Below are 23470 nucleotides of genomic sequence, written 5' to 3' on the forward strand. Positions count from 1 at the left end.
CTTTCGTTGGCTTTGCAAGTCAGGGATATGTGACTAACACTCATACGTTCCGAAGTAGCACTGCCCGAGGGGTGATAGCATAAACCCATGACGACAAGCCCCCATAGTGCTTCCAGCAAGAAGTGGTTTCCCCTTGGCCCCTACCTGAGGGGGCTGCTTATCTGCCTGGTATTTATTTTTATTGCGGCCGATTTATCTTCGGGGGTCTACGAAAATACAGATACCCAGAATCGTGTATGGGCTATTGCGATTGCCTATCTACCCGTTTTTATGATGGGCTTTGGGCTCATGCCCGGAATTTATGGCTGGTATTTTTCTCTTGCCAACATCACGGTGCTTTATAACGATTCCAGTTTCGTCTGGGCTGGGTTCTCATCGGCGTCAATTCTGGTGCCTGTGTATTGCGCTTACCTGGCTACAAAACGTCAGGTCGTGGCATTCGGTATTGTCCTGTGTGTTTTTGTTGTGTATCCGGGTTGGGGTTCAAATACATTGGATACTCAGTTCATAACAACGTCATTAGCAGTTTTTTCATACATCACAGGGCTAGTACTCAGAAGGTTCCGGCTTCAGCGGGAAAAAGACCAGCAAAAGATTATCTCTATTCAGGAAGCCCAGCTCCATGCACGGAATGAGGAACGCACCCGCCTTGCCTACGAGTTACACGATATTGTTGCGCATGAAGTCACTATTATCGCCATGCAGGCTCGGCGTGCACAGTTCGCAAAGGACCCAGAAAGCACAGCCGCTATTCTGACTGGAATTGGGGATTCTGCAAGTCAAGCGCTCGAGGATCTTCGCAAGCTAGTGACTGTCCTTAGAGCTGAGAAAAATGACTCGCCTGAAGGCGAGCTGCCCAGTGCTCCTCAGACAGAAGAGAATTTGCTGCTGGGCGACACCTCTCTTTCAGGGGAAACCACATCGGCTCTAGCCCTGACTCACGATTTACATAAAATATCTGATGCCCTAGAAAATGCAGGCTTTACTGTTACGCTGACCGTTGATGGGGATGTAAGCCTTATTCCTTTGGCATCTCGCCAGGCGCTAAGACGTACAGCTCGCGAGATTGGAACAAACATTCTCAAGCATGGCTCCTCTGATGGGCCTGTAAAAATTGACCTTACGGTGGGGCAGCGTAACGTCATGCTATCCTCAGAGAACGTTATCTCTCATAACGAACCCGTTTCTTCATCTTTGACCGGGTTAGAATCAATGAAGGCTAGGTTTCATGGCTTGGGCGGAACATTGTCTTATCAAGATGATGGCGGCGTGTGGAGAATCCAGGTGAGCCTCCCCCCTGCCTAAAACTATGTCCAGGGTTTAGTTGACGCTTTAGCTTGTTGCACGTAGCGAAGGTACATTCATGGTTAAAGTCCTCCTTGTAGATGATGAATCCCTCATTCGTAATATTTTGAAGGATTATCTTTCCTCTGATGAAAGCCTGGAAGTAGTGGGGGAAGCCTCAAATGGCAAGTTGGCGATTTCACAGGCAAGGGCTTTGCAACCAGATGTGATTTTGATGGATATGCAGATGCCTCTGATGGACGGTGTTGAGGCAACCCAGTATATTCACCATTCTTTTCCTGACATAAAAATATTGGGGCTGAGCACCTTTGCCACTGATCGCTATGTTGTTGATCTCTTACGAGCCGGTGCTTCAGGTTATCTGGTGAAGGATTCCCTCCCTGAAGAGGTCACCAGCGCAATTCATACCGTTCACGGCGGTGGCTCCGTGCTATCCCCTGAGGTAACCCGTTATGTGGTGCAGGGGCTTGAACAGTCGGTTCCTACTGAGATTTCCCCCGATGAGGAACTCATGTCTGTTCTTACCGCTAAAGAAATAGAGGTTATTGAGCTTCTCGCACGCGGTTTGAATAATAAAGAGATGGCTGCAGAACTTTTTGTTTCTGAATCAACGATTAAAGCGCGTTTTGTGAAAATTATGGAAAAAATGCAGGTTCGCGACAGAGTTCAGATTCTGGTTAAGGCTATTGAGCACAACCTCATTAACCTAAGAACCTGGTAAATCCATAAACTTACTATTTTTAACAAGGTCAATCCCTAGAACAGCTCCAATCGGGTAGGCCAACTCAGCGAGAGCTGGAGCAAGATTTTCCAGGCTAAGGCTGTCGATGCGGTGTGTATCTAGTAAAGCATCAACGCCCCAACCCGTCACGCTGTACTGCGTCAAAAACCTTGCTAAATTATCGGGTGCCAGACGCGGTCGGCTGAGATTACTGAGAGCAAACTGTTTAACCTGCTCAAATTCGGTCCTACTATAAGTTTCAGGGATACTAATAACTGCCCTTGCTACGTTCTCTAGAACTTCTAATATCTCTCCGCTTTCGCTATTTTCTCCACTACAAGTAAAGTTCTATCGACTTAGAAAAAGAGGGTTACTACCGCATAGCCTACGCCGCCGCCAACCAAGGCCAGCGCCATGCTACGAGTCCAGCGGCCAACCGCTGAGGTACCCTTTGAGGTAGTGGGGTAGGTAGTCTCGTTCTTGTAAGCAGTCATGTTATTTTTCCTTTCAATGGTGATGGGCAAGTAATCCCAGAAGATGAATCGGACAAAAGCCCGGCTTTAAGCCCCGTTGTCTGAGGCAAATGATTGTTGCAGCGAAACCTTAGAGCCGGTTCGTAAAGCGTTGTTGCTGTATACACGGGTTGCCACCCAGAACAGCAGCGGAATAGTTACCCCAGCGATACTGGCAGCGGTCACCATTTCCCAGGTCTGCACGCCGTCCAGACCAAAGCGAATAGGCATCAGGTAGGAAGAGAAAAGCGGGACGAATGACAGCCCCCTAAGCCAAGCCTCTTCAAGATAGGTGGGTGTCAGGTACAGAGTGACCACCAGCAGAACCATCTGCAAAACCGACAGCGGCATCACTGCGGCACTCAGGTCCTCCTGCCGGGAGACCGTTGACGCCAGAATCGTGTTCATGGTTGCGAAGATGATGTAGCCCAGCAAGAACCATACAAGGAACCACAAGAGAGCTGCGCCTACTTCAAGCTCCAGCAGTGACCACCCGTCCACGAGGGTGAAACCCAGCAGACCAGTGCCGCCAATAAGAAGTAGCTGAACCAGCGTTATCGCGCCGATACCAATCATCTTTCCTGCCAACAGAGGTACAACACCGATTTTGGTGAGGAGGATTTCGACAACCCTCGATGACTTCTCTTCAACAACACCAGAGGTCAGGCTCTGGGATGAGTACACAAGAGAGCTGAGCAAAGCACTCACCATCGCTGTAGCAAAGAGCAGGCGGGTATCCAGCTGGAAGCTAGCATCCCCCATTTTCTCCCGCAAGAACCAACCGCCAACACCTGCTCCAATACCCACAGTCAGGGCAAGCAGCCCGGTGGCTAGCAGGATGGTCTTATTCTTGGTGCGGGTAAGAACCTCACGTCGAATGACGATTAACATTTCACGGTAAGCAGTGCTCACTGATTTTTCACCTACTTCATGCTGGGTAGTCTGCTGGGTCATGCCTTTAGCTTTCATCGTGTCTGACCTGCCGATTCAAGCTCTGCCTCACGGGCAGGGGTGATACCGCGGCCCGACGAAATATAATCCTGCGATAGGAGTGCGCCCAAGGACTGTTGCACAGGCTCAATACTGCGTAGCCCTCCAAATCGTATGGCAGTTTCTAGTACGCCCTGGGGAACGGTTGCACCCCGTCCATCAACTGTGATGAAAACTGATGATTGGTTGCTCATCTTGAATTCGATATGGAAGGAAGCGACCAACGATAGTTCGGCAACGAATTCTCCGGCCGGGCGATCAAACTTTAGTTCCCACCGGGTCTGATCAGTATCTTGCAACTCAGAGACAGCACCATCTGCCATCACTCTGCCTCGATCAAGTACGCAAACACGGTCGCATAGGCGCTCAACAAGCTCCAACTGATGCGATGAGAACAGGATGCCCACGCCCTGGGCTGCCTGTTGTTGGATAAGACCAGCCATTGTATCTACAGCTAGGGGGTCAAGCCCCGAGAAGGGTTCATCAAGTACCAGTAGTTCTGGGTTACCAACCAGAGAAACAGCTAGCTGAACTCGCTGCTGGTTACCTAGCGACAAATCTTGGACGAGGGTTTTCTCTCGACCCGATAGGCCCAGTGTAGCGATAAGTTCGTCAGCTTTTTCCTTCGCCTGCCCCAGGGTTTTCCCTTCAAGTAGAGCAAAGTGAACAACCTGATCTTTGACACTCATCTGAGGGTACAGGCCCCGCTCTTCCGGCATGTAACCGATTGACCTGCGGTTCTCGGTTGAGATGGGTTTCCCGTCCCAGGTGATATGCCCGCCGGTAGGGTTAAGCATTCCTAGAATGAGTCGCATGGTGGTGGTTTTACCTGCGCCGTTGCCACCGATGAAACCAACAATTTCACCGCGACGGACGCCGAAATCTACATCCTGCAGCACCTTGTGGTCACCGAAGCTGCGGCTAATCCCGTGGAGTTTGAGACCGTTCATTGCACACCTCGCTTTTCTTTCTCTTGCGCCTTCACTAAAAACTCTAGTGAGGCGTTAGAGCTTGCCACATATACTTTCGTACAGTTCTGGGGTAGACGATAGTTCATGCATTTGTATGTTCGCTGCCATACCTGCAACAATTGTTGAACAATCTGAGGTGGTCTCGTCCGGGTTCGTTTTCTTTTACTGTCGCTACCATAAGGGAGGTGTATGCACTTGGTACCCCTTCCCTCCCCATGGGCAAATGCTTCGACGCAGTGGTGGGATCGGAGGCTAGTTCAACAACACGAAGAAGCAGGGCCTTTTGCTATAGATTTACTGTTCCCAGCTGCTGCCAGCTGCCTGCACTGAAGCGGTAGACCGTCAGCTGATTTACGGTAAAACGGGCGAGGCCAGGAGGTAGGGCGGCAAAATCGCGTAAGGACGCCGCCAGGGCAGGTTCCGGGGCATGATTAGCTAAGGTGAGGTGCGGCTCGTAGGGGAAAGGGGACACCGACTCCCCTACCGCCTGCTGGCAGGCTGCGTGAATCAGGGTGAGCCTATCTGCCCCGGTAGTCACGGGCAGGTAGGTCACCGGGGTAACCGGCTCAAAGCTTGTGGCAGCCCCCAAGCTCACCTGCACGGGGTCTAGCCCTATCACAGCCTGCTCAATTGCTCCCAGGGGATCGCCGCCGGCGTCCTCACTAATCAAAATCGTGATGTGGCAGCTTTGAGCAGCGGGGCCCACCAGCCCCTGGCTCGCCCGCCATGAGACCAGGTGCTCGGCCACCACCGCAGGTACCTCGGCAACAATGCTGAGGTACCTGCGGTCGGGGTCTATGGTCGGTGAAGAAGCCACCAGGTGAGGGTGTCTAACTCTTAGAGGGCGGGCAGGAAGCCTACCGCGTCATAGACATTCTTCACGGTCACAGAGGCAATCTCACGGGCCTTACCGGCACCGATGGCCAGCAGGCGGTCCAGCTCAGCCGGGTCGTCCATGAGTTCCAGGGCGCGTTCCCGAATGGGGGACAGCTCCTCAACCACAATCTCAGCTAGGTCTACCTTGAGGTGGCCGTACATCTTGCCCTCGTAGTCGGCAACGATATCGTCGATAGCCTTACCTGTCACCGCCGAGTAGATGGAGAGCAGGTTGGAGACACCGGGCTTGTTCTCGCGGTCGTAAGAGATATCAGTGCCCGCGTCAGTCACCGCCGACTTAATCTTCTTGGCGGTCTTCTTGGGGTCATCCAACAGCCAGATAATGCCCTTATCGGTGGTCGCTGACTTGCTCATCTTGGAGTCCGGAGTCTGCAGATCGTAAATCTTGGCAGTCTCTTTGAGGATGACCGGCTCAGGCACCACGAAGGTGTCGCCAAAGCGGGAGTTGAAGCGCTGGGCCAGGTTGCGGGTCAGTTCCAGGTGCTGGCGCTGATCCTCGCCTACCGGCACTACATCGGCCTGGTAGAGCAGAATGTCTGCTGCCATAAGGACGGGGTAGGTGAAGAGACCCACCGAGGCGTTATCGGCGCCCTGCTTAGCTGCCTTGTCCTTGAACTGGGTCATGCGGGCAGCTTCACCGTAGCCGGTAATGCAGTTAAGTACCCAGGCCAGCTGGGCGTGCTCGGGCACATGCGACTGCACGAAAAGCGGGGTTTTCTCGGGGTCGATACCGGCTGCGATGTACTGGGCTGCGGTCTTGCGGGTGCGCTCCAGCAGAACCGCAGGGTCCTGGGGCACGGTAATCGAGTGCATATCGGGAATGAAGTAGAGGCACTCATGGTCTTTCTGTAGGTCAACCCAGTTATTGACCGCACCGATGTAGTTACCCAGGTGCATGGAATCCGCGGACGGCTGGGCGCCCGAGAAAGCGCGCGGCGCACCGGTTGCCGCGTTGGGAATCTTAGCCTTGATGTTTTCTTCGGGGGTGGTCTGCTGTGACTTGCTCACGGGGCGTCCTTCGCTGTGTTTAGGCCCCTTCACGGGCCAGTTCCATACCGTTCTTAGCGGTGAAGTTAATGGTGTCGATAGCGCGATCAATCATGTCGCGGGAGTTTTCGTCGTTGACCTCAAGCTGCTCGGCAATCACCTTTGACTGCACCAGGCAAATCTGGAAAGAGTGGGCGAGCTTCTCGGTGTGCACATCAGACTCGTACTCGGCGCGCTTCACGGCGTGCTCCTCGTAGGCCTTGCGCTGGGCTACCAGGGTGCGGTTGACGTTGACCAGCAGGTAGGCTGCAATGCCCAGCCAGGCTGCGATAATACCGGCCAGAATCCAGCCCAGCACCGATTCCTCCCGGGCTGACTGGACGATAGCCCAGGCCAGCAGGGCAACCAAAATCGCCATGCCAATACCGGCGCCCATCAGGACGACCTTGGTGTTCTGCTCTTGTGCTGTTTTTTCTGAACCGTTCGACTGCATGACCTCTATTATGTCAAAGGAAGCCAGGCCGCGCTGAATCGCAGGCCCAACTTAAGCGTAAAGTGGGGTACATGATGCCCTCATCACGTGAAACGAAGTACCAGCAGGTCGCCAGGCTCATCGAAGAGCGCTATATCTGCCCGGCCGATGAGAACATGCCCCTGCCCACAGAACGGCAGCTGCAGGATATCTTCTCCGTCTCACGCGACACCGTCCGCCGGGCCCTACGGGAACTAGCTGACGCCGGCCTTATCTACCATGTGCAGGGGTCAGGCACCTATGTTGCCCCGCGCAAGCACCCGATGCGGGCGCCGTCCTTGCGCTCTTTCACAGACGACATGGCCGCGCGCGGCCACCGCCCCCACTCCCTCACCCTCACCTGCCACCTCATCGAGGCGCCGCTGGCGGTTCAACGCGATTTGAGTCTGGACGCCGGTGCCAAGGTGATTCAGATTCAGCGGCTGCGGCAGGCGGACGGCTCCCCTATCGCTCTTGAAACCGCCCACTTCCTACCCAAGGCCTTCTCCCATGTGGAGCCTGAGCTGTCTGCCTCGCTCGATGCCCAGATGCGGGCGTCCGGCTTCCAGGTGGAAACCGCAACCGTGCGGGTGGTAGCAACCAACCTGACCCAGGCAGAAGCAGCCCGGCTGGGGGTTCCCCTCGGGGCGGCCGCCTTACGCGTTGAAAAAGTGGGCTACACCGTGCGCGGCCTGCCTGTGGAAAGTACCCAAACCCTTTACCGGGGCGACCGCTACGACTTTGAGATAAAGGTCAAGAGGTAGTTCTTTTTCCGTGAGTGCATACGAGAATCGCCGAGTGCATACGCTCTTGGTAGACACTCGGCGATTCTCGTGGACACTTAGACTTAGGCGGCCTGGCGTTCTGCGGTTTCTACCACGTTGACCAGCAGCATAGCGCGGGTCATGGGGCCCACGCCGCCGGGGTTGGGTGAGTACCAGCTGGCCTTAGCGGCGGCCTCAGGTGAGATGTCGCCGGTCAGCTTCTTCTTGCCGGTCTCGGGGTCCTCGATACGGGAGACACCAACGTCGAGCAGGATAGCGCCGTCCTTGACCTGATCAGCCTTCACGGCGTGGGCAACGCCCACGGCAGCCACGATGATATCGGCATCGCGCAGGGCTGCGCTGACGTCCTCGGTGCCGGTGTGCACCAGGGTAGCGGTGGAGTTGACGTCCTTGCGGGTCAGCAGCAGGCCCAGGGGGCGGCCTACGGTAATACCGCGGCCCAGCACAGCGACCTTCTTACCCTTCCACGAAATACCGTGGCGCTCCACCAGCTCAATCACACCGTTAGGGGTGCAGGGCAGGGGCGAGTTCAGGGGTTCACCCACGTTGAGGACGAGGCGACCCAGGTTCATGGGGTGCAGGCCGTCGGCGTCCTTCTCGGGGGCAATCTTCTCAAGAACTCGATTGGTATCGATGTGCTTGGGCAGGGGCAGCTGAACGATGTAGCCGGTGCAGGCCGGGTCGTTGTTCAGCTTTTCGAGCTCAGCTTCAAGCTCTTCCTGGCTGATGGTCTCGGGCAGCTCCACCTTGATGGAGGCAATGCCAACCTCGGCGCAGTCGCGGTGCTTACCGCCCACGTAGGAGCGGGAGGCCGGGTCATCGCCCACCAGCACGGTCGCCAGACCGGGGGTAACACCCTTTTCTTTCAAGGTAGCTACGCGCTCGGCGAGTTCGCTCTTAATCTGGGCAGCGGTAGCGGTGCCGTCAAGAATCTGCGGCATGTTTACCACTCCTCGATACCGGAGTAGAGGGGGAACTTCTCGCACAGGGCGGTGACGCGCTCGCGCTGGGCTGCAACGTCGACGCCGGGCTTAAGGGTTTCGGCGATGATGTCGGCGACCTCGGTGAAGGCTTCAGCATCGAAGCCGCGGGTTGCCAGGGCGGGGGTACCGATGCGCAGGCCGGAGGTAACCATGGGCGGACGGGGGTCGTTGGGCACTGCGTTACGGTTGACGGTGATGCCGGCTTCGTGCAGCAGGTCTTCTGCCTCACGGCCGTTGATTTCGGCGTCGCGCAGGTCAACCAGGACCAGGTGAACGTCGGTGCCGCCGGAGATGACCTTAACGCCGGCCTCTGCCATGTCGGCCTGGTTCAGACGGTCGGCCAGAATCTTGGCGCCTTCGAGGGTGCGGGCCTGGCGGTCCTTGAACATGTCGGAAGCAGCAATCTTGAAGGCGGTAGCCTTACCGGCGATAGCGTGCATGAGGGGGCCGCCCTGCTGGCCGGGGAAGACCGCCGAGTCGATCTTCTTCTTCAGGTCCTCAACACACATGATGAAGCCGGAGCGGGGGCCTGCCAGGGTCTTGTGGACGGTGGAAGACACCACGTGGGCGTGGGGGACGGGGTTGGGGTGCAGGCCAGCTGCTACCAGGCCGGCGAAGTGGGCCATATCGACCCAGAGGTAGGCACCGATTTCGTCGGCGATAGCGCGGAAGGCTGCGAAGTCCAGCTGACGGGTGTAGGCTGACCAACCGGCGATAATGACCTTGGGCTTCTCGGCCAGGGCCAGTTCGCGGACCTCGTCCATGTTCACGCGGCCGGTTTCTTCGTCCACGCCGTAGGCAACAACCTCGTAGAGCTTGCCCGAGACGTTGAGCTTCATACCGTGGGTCAGGTGACCGCCGTGGGCCAGGGACAGGCCCATAATCTTGTCGCCGGGGGTCAGCAGGGCGTGCATGACGGCGTTGTTGGCCTGGGCGCCGGAGTGGGGCTGTACGTTGGCGTGATCGGCACCGAAGAGGGCCTTGGCGCGGTCGATAGCCAGCTGCTCCACCACGTCAACAAATTCACAGCCGCCGTAGTAGCGGCGGCCGGGGTAGCCTTCGGCGTACTTGTTGGTCAGAACAGAGCCCTGAGCTTCAAGTACAGCGCGGGGGGCGAAGTTCTCTGAAGCGATCATTTCGAGGGTGTTCTGCTGGCGTTCCTGCTCGTGCTGAATAGCTTCAGCGACCTCGGGGTCTACCTCAGCCAGGGGCAGGTTGGTGACGTTGGGTGAAAGGTTGGTCATGCCACTTCCTTGAGTATGGTGGATCAGTTTCTTCTGTTGTCTGTACGAGGGGATACAGAAGATCACGTGATGCTTTAACCGAGTAGCGCGTGTGAGCGCACTCTATTTTTAAGTGTATGTGACCTAGCTAGCTAGTGCCCGTTGCCCCGGCAGATTTGAGATAATTTTCAGGTTTTTACCCACCCCTGCTTTTAAGCTGCGCGGACGCCGGTGAGCTGCTCACCGGCGTCCGCGCAGGAAAAAGGGAGGCTAGGCCTGCCGCAAAATAGTGCGGGCAAATTCGAAGTAGCTTTCGGCGTCAAAGTCGCGTACAGTGCTGGCCTGCACCACAAAGCCGGTCAGCACAGACAGGACCGCCGAGCCCAGCATCTGTAACCAGGTTTCTAGCTCCGAGGGGGAAAAATCTAGTTCTGTCGCAGCCCAGGCCCGGTAGCTCGCCACCACGCGGGAACGCAAGAGGCCCAGCTGTTCATCAACAACCTCAGCGACCTCAGGTACCGTCACGGCCTCTCCCCAGGTAATCGCCAAAAACCGCGTCAGCTGCTCATCGGCCTGCAAGGTCACCAGACAGCGTTCCACAAACTCCCAGGGCAGCTCATCGCTGCGCACCTCAAACTGAGAGAGATCTACCCGGGCAGCCGCAGCCATAATCTCGGTTTTCCCCGAGAAGTGGTTATAAATCGCCCCGGCAGATAAGCCCGAGGCTGCAATCACCTCGCTCATCGAGGCCTGCTGATACCCTTTCTGCATAAACACAGCACGGGCAGCCTCAACAAGCTCGGCACGACGGGAACGCATATACTCTTCACTGACTTTCGGCACCCTCCCATTTTAAAGCACAGCAGCCCACCACCACCGTCCTATAAACCCCGCCATCAGCACCCCATTCTTGCTACACTAAAGGGCGAACCAGCGGCGCTACCCAGCAGTAGTTAGCCGCGCATGCGAGTGCCTCATCAGTCGCACCTGCTGAGGGACCCCCACTCGCACACCCCACCGCACAGCATTAGGGAAGAGGCACCCACCCCATGGTGAACACCGCCAAGTCGCGCCGTCAAGAGCGTATTGAGAAGCAGAAGAAGAATAGCCGCAAGTGGATTGCAACCGGCGCTGCAGCCATCATTTTGCTCTGCGGCGGCGCTATCGCCTACACCAACATCACCTCTGATAGGGAACAGTCAACGACCAGCGGCCAAACCGTTCCGGCTGCCTGCTCAACCACCCAGGCCGTCACCGTGGCTACCACCGAACCTATGGCAGCAGCGCTGAAGGCTATGCCCGTGGACGAGGACACCTGCATCACCCTCGACATCACCACCAATAAGACCGCCAGCGATGTACTCACCGAGTCAACCAGCGGCACAGCAACCACCAACCTCTGGATTCCTGACTCCACCACCCGCGCTGAGCTGGCCATGAGCGAAGCCAACACCGGCCTAACTCCCCTTGCTGAGTCTCTTGCCCAGACCCCCGGCGTCATCGTGTCAGAAGATAACACCAGCTACGGCACCTGGCTCGAAGCTCTCAAGGCTGAAGATACCGTCAGCATGGGTGACCCCAAGGAGGACCCCGGCGCTTTCGCGGCCCTGCTCGGGGGTATCTCTGAGGCGTCAGCGGGTACCGTTAGCGTTGAGGACCTCACCGGTGGCACTACGCTGCGTGCCCAGAGCATCGGTGTTACTGAAGCCGCCCAGAGCGCTACCGAGCTGCTGACCGATGTGGATAACGGCTCCAAGGACGCCGCAATCGTCACCGAAGCTGACTACGCTGCTTACGCTTCAACCCACGCAGATTCCGGGCTGACCGCAACTGTACCCGGCGACGGCTCTTTTGCCCTCAACTACCCCCTCTACCAGGCGTCCTCCAGCAACAACACCACTATCGATGAAGCTGCCCAGCAGATTATTGACTTTATGGGCAGCGAGGACGGCAAGAAGGCCCTAACATCTGCCGGTTTGCGTGGGGCGGACGGCCAGGAGCTAGAAGGCGAGTACGGTGTCGGTAGTTTTGCTGCGCTGACTCCCAGTAACCAGGACGTGCTTACCCAGGTCTGGACTTCTTACTCCCTACAGTCTGCGCCGCTGAATGCCTTGGTCGTGCTCGATGCATCGGGTTCCATGCTGCGCCCGGTAACGGGTACCGATAAGTCCCGTATGGATATCACTGTCGAGTCTGTGCTGGCGGGCTCCCAGCTTTTCCCTGCTCGTGACTCTATGGGTCTGTGGAAGTTCTCCCGTGACCTCACTTTGCCCGACGGTTCTGTTTCTGATTACCAGGAGCTGGTACCCGTGCGCGGCTTTGAAGAAACTGTAGACGGTAAGACCCAGCGGGTGCTCCTACAGGAGGCTGGCTCGGGTATTGCCGCGACCATTGACCCCAACGGCTTCACCGCCCTTTATGACACCACCCTGGCTGCCTTCCGCTCCGCTAAGGAGAACTACGCCTACGGTTCGGTAAATGCCGTGATTGTACTGACCGACGGTGAAAACTTTGATGATGGTTCAATTAGCCAGGAAGAACTGATTTCTACCATTCAGGCGGAGCAGGACCCGGCTAACCCGGTCTTCATCATCATGATTGGTGTCTCTGAGGACGCGGATATGAACGCCCTGACCACCATCGCCCAGAGCGTCGGTGGCGAGGCCCATATGGCTTCCTCCCCCACCGACGTGCAGCGCATCTTCGCTGAAGCCCTCACCGGCATCTCGGACGCAGCTGCGCAGCAGTAGGGTTCTTCACATAACACGATAAAAGTCCGCCCCTCCGTACGTGGAGGGGCGGACTTTTTACTGCGAATTACTAGTTCTACCAGAGGCGGAGCGAATATACCGGAGCCAGCTGGCTGGGGCTGGCGTGATGAAGTGCTCGGGTGCGAGCAAGCGAGCACATAAGAGAGCACGGAATCAGCCGAGTTTACGAGGCTGGGCGAGCGCCCAGCGCGAGCCCAAGAGGGTCAGCTGGCGAAGGTATATTCGCTCCGCCGCGCTGATGAGCCTAGTGGAAGAAGTGACGAGCTCCGGTGAAGTACATAGTCACTCCCGCTTCCTTGGCTGCAGCGATAACTTCTTCATCGCGGATGGAGCCGCCAGGCTGCACGACTGCGCGGACGCCGGCGTCCAGGAGTACCTGGAGGCCGTCGGCGAAGGGGAAGAAGGCGTCTGAGGCTGCGACGGAGCCGCGGGCGCGTTCTGCACCTTCTGCAAGGGTGTTGGCGCGTTCGACGGAGAGGCGGCAGGAGTCTACGCGGTTGACCTGGCCCATGCCGATGCCGACGGCGGCTCCGTCGTTGGCGAGCAGGATGGCGTTGGACTTGGCGGCGCGTAGGGCCTTCCAGGCGAATTCAAGGTCGGCCAGGGTGGCTTCGTCGGCGGCGTCACCGGCGACGAGCTGCCAGTTTTCGACCTTGTCACCGTCGGCGTGCAGGCGGTCGGCGTCCTGGAAGAGGGCACCGCCGGATACCTGGCGGTATTCGATAGCATCGCGGGCAAAACCTTCGGGCAGCTGGAGAATACGCAGGTTCTTCTTGGTCTGCAGGATTTCCAGGGCTTCGGGGGCGTAGGAGGGGGCGATGATGACTTCGGTGAAGATGCCCTTGACGGTTTCTGCCATGGCTGCGGTGACTTCGCGGTTGGCTGCGATGACGCCGCCGTAGGCTGAGAGGGGGTCGCAGGCGTGGGCCTTGGCGTGGGCGTCGGCGATGGGGTCGGCTGCGTCTGCTGCGCCGATGGCGATGCCGCAGGGGTTGTTGTGCTTGATGATGGCGACGGCAGGTTCGTCGAAATCGTAGGCGGCGCGTAGGGCGGCGTCACCGTCGACGTAGTTGTTGTAGCTCATGGCCTTGCCGCCGAGCAGTTCTGCCTGGGCGATGCCGGGGGTTGCAGCGGGGTCGACGTAGAGGGCGCCTGCCTGGTGGGGGTTTTCGCCGTAGCGCAGGGATTCGGAGCGTTCGAAGGCGAGTCCGGCGAAGGGGGGCCAGTAGTTGGCGTCTTCGTCCTGTTCGAACTGGGCTGCGGTCCAGGTGGCAACGGCGGTGTCGTAGGCGGCAGTGTGGGCGAAGGCGGCGGACGCCAGGCGGCGGCGTTCTGCCAGGTTGAAGCCACCTGCCTTGGCGGCTTCAACGACCTGGCCGTACTTGGCGGGGTCGACGACGATAGCGACGGCGTCGTGGTTCTTGGCTGCTGCGCGCACCATGGAGGGGCCGCCGATGTCGATTTTTTCGATGATGGCGTCCTGGTCTGCGCCGGAGGCTACGGTCTCAACGAAGGGGTAAAGGTTGACGACGACCAGGTCGAAGGCCTCGATTCCCATGTCTTTGAGGGTGTCGATGTGTTCCTGCTTGCGGCGGTCTGCCAGGATGCCGGCATGGACGCGGGGGTGCAGGGTTTTGACGCGGCCTTCGAGGCATTCGGGGAAGCCGGTGATGTCGGAGACTTCGGTGACGGGGACGCCGGCTGCGGCGATGGTGGAGGCGGTTGAACCGGTGGAGACGATAGCGACGCCGGCTTCGTGCAGGCCCTTTGCTAGGTCTTCGAGGCCGGTCTTGTCGTAGACAGAGATGAGGGCACGCTTGAGCGGTACGCGGTCGAGCTCAATGAGACTCACAGATTAACTCCGTTTCTTTTGCTGCCGGGTTGGGCCGGGTCAGCAGGTGGTTACGTGGGTGTGAGTCGTTTTGGTAAGGAGCCCCGACCCTAGGCCCAGCCCCGTGGTGCGGGGCTAAACTTGTGGGTTAGGCTGGTTCGCCGTTGAGGTCTTGGGCCAGGCGGGCGATGGTTTCTACCAGGAGCACTCGCTCTTTGACCTTGATGCGCTCGTGCAGGGTTTCTTCGGTGTCGTCATCGAGGACGTCGACGGCGGCTTGGGCCAGGATGGGGCCGGTATCGACGCCGGAGTCGACCAGGTGCACGGTGAGCCCGGTGACTTTGACCCCGTGGGCAAGGGCGTCGCGCACGCCGTGGGCTCCTGGGAAGGACGGCAGCAGGGCGGGGTGGGTGTTGATGATGCGGTTTTTGAAGCGGTCAACGAGCTGGGCGTCGACGATGCGCATGAAGCCTGCGAAGATGATGTAGTCGGCGCCGTAGCTGGCAATTTTTTCTTCCAGGGCGCGGTTCCAGGCTTCGCGGGTGTCGTAGCTGGAAGGTTCTACGAGGAAGGTCTCGATTCCGGCTGCTTCTGCTCGTTCGATTCCCAGGCAGGGCTTGTCGGCACCAACAGCCAGGACCGTGGCGTTCAGGTCGCCGGCTGCTACGGAGTCAAGGATGGACTGTAAATTTGTGCCCGATCCGGACACCATCACCACAATGCGCATACAGAAAAGTTTATCGCATGCGAGCGCCAACACACTGCCGCGTTTTCATGCTGAGACGCCGGTAGTTTGCGCTGTGCGAGGCGGGTGGCAGGGCGCGGTAAGGTGGTAGGTATGTCTGACACTGTGCGTCCTTCCACTCAGCTGCCCTCTGACCGTGTGCTTGAGAATATCAAGGTGTGGTCCCGCCTGTCGTTTTTGGCGATGGTTGCTACGGTGGCTAGCACCTCGTACCCGGGCTGGTTTGCTGCGGTAACAGCGACCCTGGCGGTGCTGACCTTCACTCTTGCCACGGTGACCCTGGTGAAAATGGTGGGGGCTAAGTTTCCCGCTTTTTCGGTAGTGCTCATGGTCATGGTGATGCTCTGGTCGCTCTTTTTGGGCTTCGCCGCGCTGGTTCAGCTGATTTTTGTGGACGCCACCATCGCCTACGCGGAGTGCCTGCAGCAGGCTGTGACCCTGAGCCGCCAGCAGCAGTGCACCTCGCAAATGAGCGACGGCCTGCTGCAGCAGCTCATGGGGCAGTAGGTCTTGAGCAGTTACCGCAAAGGTGGCCCAGACTCACGCTCGCTGCCGACCCTCTCGCCCGGTTCACTATCGCTCACAAGGGCGATTCACGCCAGCCCCGAGCCAGCAGCTTCGCTGCGAGTCTGGGCCACCTCTTACTAATCTTCAGTGTCCTTGCCCGTACCTTCTGCCAGCTCTTCAAGGCGTTTTTGGCGGCGGGCACGCAGGGACTTAGGACGCTTCACCACGGGCCGGAAGGGCACAGCGGGTTCTTCAGTTTCAGTCTCGGGTGTAGCCTCTGCTTCTGCTTCGCTAGATGCGGGTTCTTCAGCTTCGTTTTCAGGCGCTACTTCCTCAGTCTCAGGAGCAGCTTCATCGCTCTCGGCCGGCTCGTCGCTCTCGGCCGGCTGGGTCTGCTCACGGTCAGCCATGATGCGGGCCAGCGCCAGCGCAGCGGCGCCCTTCTCACTGGAGGCCGCAACCGACCCACCCTCTGCGGGGGTCTTGCCACCCGCGTCCTGATTCTCTAGCTCACCCGGTTCTACGTCTACCTGCTCGGTGGCATCCGGCTGGGCGGCGTCCGACTGGTCAGACCCCGCCTTTTCTGCCTTGCGCTGGGCGCGGGCCGCTGCCTTCTGGGCTTTTGCCTCGGCGCGGGCGGCACGCTTCTGTTCGCGGGTGGGCTTGGCCTGGGCAAAGCGCTCTAGTTCACCGGAGGTGTCGCGCACCAGCAGGTGGGCAAGGCCCAGCCCCAGCATGGTACCGGCCGCCAGCAGCACGGCAGAGAAGGCCCCAAAGGTGAGGGGGTGCGGGCCGATCGCCGTGAAGCGTCCCAGCCCCAGCGACCCGTTAGCGGCCCAGCCCAGCAGGGTGGTCAGAAGGAAGGTCGGCAGCAGGGTCAGGACGGCAAGCCCCAGGGTAGAGAGGGGCCAGGACAGCCAGCGGAACCGAATCTTGAGGGAAAGCCACTCGTCAAAGTGGTTTTCGCCTTCGCGGAAGAACCACCAGCCGCCCAGGGCACCGGCGGCTAGGGGCACGGCAAGAGCCAGGTAGCCCCAGGGTTCGGACGCGTGCGGCAGTGCCCCCAGCACCGGCAGGGAGGGCATGACCCCCACGTTGGTGCCGGTCAGGTCAACGGAGGTGCCGGTGCCCAGGGCAAAGCCCGCGCCGGAGCTCCACGCCATGGAGTAGACCACCAGGTTCACGAGCAAACCCAGCTGCAGCAGGGTTAGGGCTAGGCCGCCGACGGCACCAGCGTGCAGGGTCTGATAAAGGGAGACGACGTCGTCCCAGTGCCAGAAGAGGGTGACCACCAGCAGCAGGGCGCCACCGGCCACAAAGGCCAGTACGCTCACCAGGGCCGCCCTCAGCAGGGCCCAGACGTAGGAGCCTGCCCAGCGGGAATACTGGCTGAATTTCTTCACCCAGTCGGCCGCGTTCACACCGATCATGGCGGCTAGCGAGCGCGATTCGGCGTACCCGCCCAAGATAATGCCCAGGGCAGCTACCCAGAGGGGTATCAGGGCAGCAAGGACGGGTGAGGTGGAGAAGAAGTCGTTAGTGGACAGCAGGCTCACCCCTGCGCCCACCACGGCGTAGGCGAGAAGACCACCGGCCAGGGGCTGCCAGAACTGGCCCTCGTAGCTGGCGCGGGCCAGGCGGCGACCGGAGCGGTAGCAGAGGGCTAGGGGGATCAGGGTGAGGCCCAGGGGTACCAGGCTCATGGTTCCGGTCACCGCCGAGAAGACCCCCTGCTCGGGGATATTCATGTTCAGGGGCACACCGTGAACCAGCAGCCACAAGTGCCCGGCCACAGAGACAGCACCGGCTAGGGTACCGCTGCTGTTGAAGCCGTTGGTGTACCAGACCGCCACCAGGAGCAGGACGACGGTGAGGTAGGAGGCCAGCGCCACGAGGGCAAGTTCAACTGAGCCCTGCAGCCACAGGGGCATAGGGAGGGAATGTTTGGGGTGAGCGGTGGTATTCATCGTCTTTCATCATGTCATGTTTCTCTGTTGTGTGCCTGATGACGCCGGTATACAGGGTAAGAGTGCGGTGAAGATAACCGGGCCAGCTCGCCCCGGCGGTAGAGTGGGAGCCATGAGCAGTGAAACTTCGTATGTGATGATTACCGGTGCTTCAGCAGGTATCGGCTCCGAGTTCGCCCGCCAGTATGCAGAAGCCGGGTACAACCTGGTACTCACCGCCCGGCGGGCCGAGGCTCTAGAAAACCTAGCAGGCCAGCTGCGCGACAGATTCTCGGTGGACGTTGAGGTAATCCCTGCCGATTTGCTGGTGGAGCAGGACGTCGCCCGCCTAGTTGAGCGCCTACAGCAGGTTGAGCACCCTGTTGAGATACTGGTCAATAATGCGGGTTTTGGGCTCGGCAAGAGCTTTGATGCAGCGCCCGTAGAACGCCACCTAGACCAGGTCGATGTGCTGGCCAGGGTTCCGCTCCAGCTCATGCACACGGCGATTGTTGCCATGCTGCCGCGCGGGCGGGGCCGCATTATTAACGTCGCCTCGGTGGCAGCCTTTACCCCCGGCGGCACCTACTCGGCAGTTAAACGTTTCCTGGTGGTGGCCTCAGAATCCGCCCATCTACAGTATTCACACCGGGGTATCCATGTGACAGCCCTATGCCCGGGCCTAACCCGCTCGGAGTTCCACGACGCCATGGGCCAGGGCGAGCCCCGCCTACCAGACTTTTTATGGCTGAGCCCCCAACGGGTCGTTGCCGAAGGTATCGCAGCGGTCACGGCAGGTAAGCCGATCTGTGTGCCGTCCTTACCCTACAAACTAACGGTCGCAGCCGCACGGGTGCTACCCCGCCGGCTGGTGGCAGCTGCGATAGCGAGAACGCGAGACTATTAGATAAGGTTCCGCAGGCTCACAGCGAAGCTGCTGGCTCGGATGAAGTGAGCGGGTGCGAGCGCGCGAGCACGCAAGAGCGAACGGAATCCGCCGTTAGGCGGGGCGTGAGGGTCAGGCTTGCGCCTATTCCGCCCGCAGATTTGTTTCCTCGCGCGCTCGGAATCTGCTGGGCTCCATCGAGCGTGAGCCTGTGGAACCTATGTTGCGGAATCTAGTCTTCCCAAGGGTCCACCGCCGGGACGCCCCAGGACTTATAAATCTCGGCCTTGCTCGAAATAATCTCAAGCTGGTGGACGGTGGCGGTGGCTGCCATCAGGCCCTCGAGGGCTGCTGTGGCGAGGGGGGCGGGGCGCTGCCCACCCACCAGGTGGAGGTGCTTCTCGGCGTGGCGTCCGGCCCACTCCAGTGATACCTTCGCGTCGACTTCTAGTACGTGAGAGTCGAAGCGGTCCATGAGCTCAGCGAGCCAGCGTTCGGTTTCTGGGTAGGGGTAAAGCCCCTTGAGTTCACCGAGGCTGAGCACCGAGATGTACATGGTGCGGTAGGAGCGGCGGCGCAGGCAGTTCACTACCTGCGGGTGCGGGGTGGCCTTGCGGATTTCAGCAAGGACATCGGAATCGAGAAGCAGACCTACCTGGCTCATGCAGCTTTCAGAACACCGTACTCAGTTGCAGGGATACCGCTGGGGTTGGGGGCCAGCAGGAAGTTGAGGAATTCGCTGCGCTCGTTGGAGATGCGGGTGTAGTCCTGGATGCTCATTGCGGTGTAGCCGCCGCGGGCGGGTACAGAGGCAGCAGAGATGTTCTTCTGAACGGTGATGTGAGGACGGTGGGCGTGAGGTCGAGCGTTTGACATGCCGTCGTTGCGCGTAAAGTGCGCATTCCTTTCGAAACTTGCTCTTGCCTGCACCAAACAGCGCTGATATGCGCGATGCAGACCGCTTCGTCATCCGAGCCACCCGTGAACATGGGGTTGGCGTTCAACCAAAGTCGGAGCTTGACAGTTGAATCTCTTGAAGCTGGTAAAAGCATAACCCGCTCTCAACGCATCTGTAAACACCGGTCTCAGAAATTTTTCTTACTGTGACGAACCAGCCCGTTGGCGCTGTGGGTAAGGCGGTGCGATACGCTAGAAGACTAGGTATTTGCTCTGTTGTGAAGGTGTGCCTGTGTCTACTTCTTTCCCTGAAATCCCGGTGACAGCCCCCGCCATTATTCGGCAGGTGGGCTCTGGTGCCTACACGCGGGGGCAGCGGTATATGCGGGAGGGTAACGTCATTCGTTACACCTATGACGAGCAGTCGCGGGTGCTGGAGGGGCAGGTGGCTGGCTCTGGTTCTACTCCCTACACTGCGCAGGTGGCTTTCCCCGCGGAGGTCACCGCGGGCTCCTATGCTTTTTCGGCGACCTGTTCCTGCCCGGTGGCCCATAACTGCAAGCATGCGGTGGCGCTGATGCTGACCGCAATCGACCGTACGGCCAAGGCTAAGCGGGCTATGACGGCGTCCTCAAGTACCTGGAAGACCACAGCGAGCGCCGACGAGAAGGTGCAGGAGATCCTGGAGATGGCCGATACGGTGGGCCTGCAGCGGGCTGCAGATCTGCTGAGGGAACACCGGGGCGAGCAGGCGAGTGCCGGTACCGAGGAGCAGGCGGACGCCGGTGCTCGGGCTGGGCAGTCCCTGCCGGCTTGGCGGCGGTCCCTGGCCCATTCTCTTGCTGCCCGCCCCAGCTACGATAGCCGCAACCACCGGGTGACCGGTGCCCTTGATTTGCGCCTGGTGGTGCCCGGTAAGTACGGGTGGACCAAGAACATCGGGGCGCCCCGCGTATCGCTTGAAGCCCGGCCCCTGATGATGGGTGCCCGCGGCAAGTGGATTAAGGGCGGTTTGAGCTGGGAGAAGTTTTCGGGTTCTGCCGCCGGGTCGGCGGGAACCGGCCTGCTCCCCGAGCACGCGGCCTGGTTCAATGAGTTTTACGCGGTGATTCGGGGCTCCCAGTCCATCTATTCCTCCCACCGCGACTGGGCTTCTATCTCGAATGTGGATTCTTCCCTGCTCTGGCAGATGCTGGAATCTGCTAGCGAGGTGGGTCTGTCTATCCTCTTAGACGGCAAAGAAACCGGTCTGACTATCGCGAGCGCTCCCCAGGTTGAACTGGCCCTTGAACCGGTACCCGAGCGGGGGTCGTCCGCCGATGCCCTGCGCCTGACTCCCCTGCTCCGCTGGGGGGCCTACACCCTGCCCGCTAGTTTTACCCACAAGCTGGGCAATAACAGGCAGGGCTTTATCGCCCTGGGCGGGGCGGCCCAGGAGACCTATGTGAAGGCTGCGGCCGCTGCCCGCTGGGAGTCCACCCTGCCCTCGGCTCTGGCCCAGGCTGAGGACGTAGCGCCCGCGGACCGTCCTTCCTGGCTCACCGCCGACTCGGAGCTTGTGCTCATTCCCTTAGCTGAGCCGCTGGATGCGGTTGCCGAGTCCCTGGTATCCGGTGAGCCGGTCACCGTGCCGGCTACCGACGTCCCCGCCTTCTTCGCCGACTACTACCCTGCCCTCACCCGGGCACTGCCCATCTCAACGAGCAGCGAAGATCTTGAGCTGCCTGCCGTCCGTATGCCCACCCTGGTGCTGAGCATTGCCTTTGACGAGCCGGGCCCGCCCTTCACCGCCCACACCGCCTGGCACTGGGAGTACCCGGTCAACCCCACCGGCGACGACAGCGACTTTCTCAGGCTCGATGCCCTGGGCTACCCCGGCGAAGACCGGGCCGATGTGCGCGATACCGCCCACGAGTACCGGGTGCTCAAAGAGGTCAAAAAGATTCGCCCCGGCGTGCCCTTCACCCGCCACTACACCGAGAACTGGGGCACCCGCACCCTGCTCGAAACCTATGTGCCCGACTACGAGCAGATTGAGGGTGTGCGCGTTGATGTAACCGGGCCCCGCCCCGAATTCCGCGAGCTCGACGAAGCCCCCGAAATCATCGTGACGGTGGACGATACCCGCCGCCGCGACTGGTTCGGTTTGGGCGTTGCTATCAAGGCCGGGGACTGGCATGTGGCCTTCTCCGATGTTGTTGCAGCCCTGGCTAAGGGCCAAACCCACCTGCTGCTCGGTAACGGCCAGTACTTTGCCCTCGACCGGCCCGAATTCATGAAATTACAAGAGCTGTTGCGCGAAGCCGCTCAGCTCACCGATAAAACCGGCCCGCTCGAAATCAACCGCCACCAGGTGGGCCTCTGGGAAGAACTCGAAGAGTTAGCCGCAGAAACCCAGACCGTGGCCGCCTGGGATGAGCAGGTCTCTGCCCTGCTCAACCTCGATGACCACTCCCCCGCCGACGTGCCCACTACCCTACAGGCCACCCTGCGCCCCTACCAGGTAGAGGGCTACCAGTGGCTGGCCTTCCTCTGGGAACACGGCCTGGGCGGGGTACTGGCTGATGACATGGGCCTGGGTAAGACTCTGCAAACCATCGCCCTCTTCCTGCACGCCCAGCAGAAAAAGCAGGACGCCGCCAGCTCGCTGGGTGCCGCCCACCAGCCCGGCACACCAGAAGGTGGGGCGGACGCGTCCTCCCCCTTCCTGGTGGTCGCCCCCACCTCGGTGGTGCCCAACTGGGTGCGGGAAATCAAGCGTTTTGCCCCCTCCCTCACGGTGGTGGGGGTGGAAGAGTCGGTGCGAAAGTCGAAACGGCGACTGGCCGATACCGTTGCCGGAGCCGACGTTGTGGTGACCAGCTACGCCCTCTTCCGGATCGATGAAGAACACTACTTTGAGCTGGGCACCCAGCAGCCCTTTGAGGGGCTGGTGCTCGATGAGGCCCAGTTCGTCAAAAACGCCAAAACCAAGGCCCACCAGGCCGCCCGCGACCTGCCAGCCCGCGTCAAGATCGCGGTCACCGGCACCCCCATGGAAAACAACCTCATGGAATTATGGTCCATGTTCTCTATCGCTGCCCCGGGGCTCTTCCCCTCGGCCCGCGCCTTTAAGGACGTCTACGCCACCCCCATCGAATCAGGGGAAGAAACCAAGGCCCTGGGCAGGCTGCGCCGCCGCATCCGTCCGCTCATGAAGCGCCGCACCAAAGAACTGGTGGCCGCCGACCTGCCCGAGAAGACCGATATGCGGATCGATGTACCCCTGGCACCAGCCCACCGCAAGGCCTACGACACCCACCTGCAGCGCGAGCGCCAGAAGATTCTGGGTCTGTTGGAGGATATCGATAAGAACCGTTTCACCATCTTCCAGTCCCTGACTACCCTGCGCCGTCTGGCCCTCGATGCCACCCTCATTGACGCCGAACGCTACTCAGGGGTGGAGTCTTCTAAGCTGGACTACCTGGAAGAAAACCTGCCCGAAATTATCCACGACGGCCACCGGGCTCTGATTTTTAGCCAGTTCACCGGCTATCTGAAGAAAATCGCGGCAAGGCTCTCTGACCTGGGCATCCCCTATCTTTACCTGGACGGTTCCACCCGCAACCGCGGGGAGCTCCTTGAAGGGTTTGAGGCGGGCACCGCCCCTGTCTTCCTTATCTCCCTGAAGGCAGGTGGCTTTGGCCTGAATCTAACCAGCGCCGACTACTGCTTCATCATGGACCCCTGGTGGAACCCGGCTGCCGAGCAGCAGGCCGTTGACCGCGTGCACCGTATCGGGCAGACCAAGAACGTGATGGTCTACCGCCTGGTATCGGCGGGCACCATCGAAGAGAAGGTCATGGAACTCAAGGAGTCCAAGGCCGCCCTCTTTGATGCTGTGGTCGATGAGGGGGCTTTCTTTGCCTCCCAGCTCACCGCTGCCCAGATACGCGACCTGCTAGCGGCCCCCGAACCGGACGCCGGTCAGGGCGCCGTCTCAGAGAAGAAAGGAGAGTAAGC

Annotated in this window: 21 protein-coding genes and 1 riboswitch; of the genes, 7 read left to right on the forward strand and 14 right to left on the reverse strand. The window is 59.6% G+C overall.

Going from position 1 to position 23470, the window contains the following annotated elements; all coding sequences use genetic code 11:
- Positions 1 to 87: 87 nt before the first annotated feature.
- Positions 88 to 1305: a sensor histidine kinase gene (locus L6963_RS09885; RefSeq protein WP_237207555.1), complete on the forward strand. Its 1218-nt coding sequence runs from the start codon at positions 88 to 90 to the stop codon at positions 1303 to 1305.
- Positions 1306 to 1363: 58 nt separating this feature from the next.
- Entirely contained in the window at positions 1364 to 2026 is a 663-nt protein-coding gene (locus L6963_RS09890; RefSeq protein WP_237207554.1) for a response regulator, read from the forward strand.
- A gap of 356 nt (positions 2027 to 2382) precedes the next feature.
- Here L6963_RS09890 and L6963_RS09895 read toward each other — a convergent pair whose 3' ends face one another.
- The 6 genes from L6963_RS09895 to L6963_RS09920 form a co-directional block, all read right to left on the reverse strand.
- Positions 2383 to 2520, reverse strand: a complete 138-nt coding sequence (locus L6963_RS09895) for a hypothetical protein (RefSeq protein WP_237205675.1) — start codon at positions 2518 to 2520, stop codon at positions 2383 to 2385.
- Positions 2521 to 2586: 66 nt separating this feature from the next.
- Positions 2587 to 3507, reverse strand: coding sequence for an ABC transporter permease (locus L6963_RS09900; protein ID WP_237187249.1), 921 nt, complete (start codon positions 3505 to 3507; stop codon positions 2587 to 2589).
- Positions 3504 to 4478 (reverse strand): ABC transporter ATP-binding protein, encoded by a 975-nt coding sequence (locus L6963_RS09905; protein ID WP_237207553.1) that lies wholly within the window; start codon positions 4476 to 4478, stop codon positions 3504 to 3506. Before L6963_RS09905 ends, L6963_RS09900 begins: the two co-directional genes overlap by 4 nt.
- Before the next feature lie 307 nt (positions 4479 to 4785).
- Complete coding sequence (locus L6963_RS09910) at positions 4786 to 5316, reverse strand: 2'-5' RNA ligase family protein (protein ID WP_237207552.1); 531 nt, start codon at positions 5314 to 5316, stop codon at positions 4786 to 4788.
- Positions 5317 to 5336: 20 nt separating this feature from the next.
- Entirely contained in the window at positions 5337 to 6404 is a 1068-nt protein-coding gene (gene trpS, locus L6963_RS09915; protein ID WP_423816785.1) for a tryptophan--tRNA ligase, read from the reverse strand.
- Between the two features lie 19 nt (positions 6405 to 6423).
- Entirely contained in the window at positions 6424 to 6876 is a 453-nt protein-coding gene (locus L6963_RS09920; RefSeq protein ID WP_237187252.1) for a hypothetical protein, read from the reverse strand.
- 71 nt (positions 6877 to 6947) lie between these two features.
- Here L6963_RS09920 and L6963_RS09925 point away from each other — a divergent pair, with 71 nt between their 5' ends.
- Entirely contained in the window at positions 6948 to 7658 is a 711-nt protein-coding gene (locus L6963_RS09925) for a GntR family transcriptional regulator (protein ID WP_237207551.1), read from the forward strand.
- 83 nt (positions 7659 to 7741) lie between these two features.
- On the opposite strand, the gene L6963_RS09930 is transcribed toward L6963_RS09925, so the two are convergent.
- From L6963_RS09930 to L6963_RS09940, 3 genes are all read right to left on the reverse strand, one after another.
- Positions 7742 to 8620, reverse strand: a complete 879-nt coding sequence (locus tag L6963_RS09930; protein WP_237198812.1) for a bifunctional methylenetetrahydrofolate dehydrogenase/methenyltetrahydrofolate cyclohydrolase — start codon at positions 8618 to 8620, stop codon at positions 7742 to 7744.
- 2 nt (positions 8621 to 8622) lie between these two features.
- Positions 8623 to 9906, reverse strand: a complete 1284-nt coding sequence (gene glyA, locus L6963_RS09935) for a serine hydroxymethyltransferase (protein WP_185173467.1) — start codon at positions 9904 to 9906, stop codon at positions 8623 to 8625.
- Positions 9907 to 10155: 249 nt separating this feature from the next.
- Positions 10156 to 10704, reverse strand: coding sequence for a TetR/AcrR family transcriptional regulator (locus tag L6963_RS09940; protein WP_237207550.1), 549 nt, complete (start codon positions 10702 to 10704; stop codon positions 10156 to 10158).
- Positions 10705 to 10934: 230 nt separating this feature from the next.
- On the opposite strand from L6963_RS09940, the gene L6963_RS09945 reads away from it, so the two are divergent.
- On the forward strand, positions 10935 to 12635 hold the full coding sequence (locus L6963_RS09945) for a substrate-binding domain-containing protein (protein WP_237207549.1): 1701 nt from the start codon (positions 10935 to 10937) through the stop codon (positions 12633 to 12635).
- A 265-nt stretch (positions 12636 to 12900) separates the two neighbouring features.
- Here L6963_RS09945 and purH read toward each other — a convergent pair whose 3' ends face one another.
- Complete coding sequence (gene purH, locus L6963_RS09950; RefSeq protein WP_237207548.1) at positions 12901 to 14508, reverse strand: bifunctional phosphoribosylaminoimidazolecarboxamide formyltransferase/IMP cyclohydrolase; 1608 nt, start codon at positions 14506 to 14508, stop codon at positions 12901 to 12903.
- A 127-nt stretch (positions 14509 to 14635) separates the two neighbouring features.
- A complete protein-coding gene (gene purN / locus L6963_RS09955) occupies positions 14636 to 15214 on the reverse strand; it encodes a phosphoribosylglycinamide formyltransferase (RefSeq protein WP_237198808.1) in 579 nt (192 codons plus the stop codon).
- Between the two features lie 111 nt (positions 15215 to 15325).
- On the opposite strand from purN, the gene L6963_RS09960 reads away from it, so the two are divergent.
- The gene (locus L6963_RS09960) at positions 15326 to 15739 is read left to right on the forward strand and encodes a hypothetical protein (protein WP_237207547.1); all 414 of its coding nucleotides are present in this window, start codon (positions 15326 to 15328) and stop codon (positions 15737 to 15739) included.
- Between the two features lie 137 nt (positions 15740 to 15876).
- Here L6963_RS09960 and L6963_RS09965 read toward each other — a convergent pair whose 3' ends face one another.
- Complete coding sequence (locus L6963_RS09965) at positions 15877 to 17706, reverse strand: DUF6350 family protein (RefSeq protein ID WP_237207546.1); 1830 nt, start codon at positions 17704 to 17706, stop codon at positions 15877 to 15879.
- A gap of 112 nt (positions 17707 to 17818) precedes the next feature.
- Here L6963_RS09965 and L6963_RS09970 point away from each other — a divergent pair, with 112 nt between their 5' ends.
- A complete protein-coding gene (locus tag L6963_RS09970; protein WP_237207545.1) occupies positions 17819 to 18592 on the forward strand; it encodes an SDR family NAD(P)-dependent oxidoreductase in 774 nt (257 codons plus the stop codon).
- 211 nt (positions 18593 to 18803) lie between these two features.
- Here the strand turns inward: L6963_RS09970 and L6963_RS09975 are convergent, their stop codons facing one another.
- Together L6963_RS09975 and L6963_RS09980 are read right to left on the reverse strand one after the other, a co-directional pair.
- Positions 18804 to 19235: a plasmid stabilization protein gene (locus tag L6963_RS09975; protein ID WP_237207544.1), complete on the reverse strand. Its 432-nt coding sequence runs from the start codon at positions 19233 to 19235 to the stop codon at positions 18804 to 18806.
- Positions 19232 to 19447, reverse strand: a complete 216-nt coding sequence (locus L6963_RS09980) for a nuclease PIN (RefSeq protein WP_083091505.1) — start codon at positions 19445 to 19447, stop codon at positions 19232 to 19234. The genes L6963_RS09975 and L6963_RS09980 overlap by 4 nt, the downstream gene beginning before the upstream one ends.
- A 35-nt stretch (positions 19448 to 19482) precedes the next feature.
- Positions 19483 to 19610, reverse strand: a riboswitch (SAM riboswitch).
- 150 nt (positions 19611 to 19760) lie between these two features.
- Here L6963_RS09980 and L6963_RS09985 point away from each other — a divergent pair.
- On the forward strand, positions 19761 to 23468 hold the full coding sequence (locus L6963_RS09985) for a DEAD/DEAH box helicase (RefSeq protein WP_237197004.1): 3708 nt from the start codon (positions 19761 to 19763) through the stop codon (positions 23466 to 23468).
- Positions 23469 to 23470 lie beyond the last annotated feature (2 nt).

The sequence above is a fragment of the Rothia nasimurium genome (assembly GCF_928392795.1).
Taxonomy (GTDB): Bacteria; Actinomycetota; Actinomycetes; order Actinomycetales; family Micrococcaceae; genus Rothia; species Rothia nasimurium_F.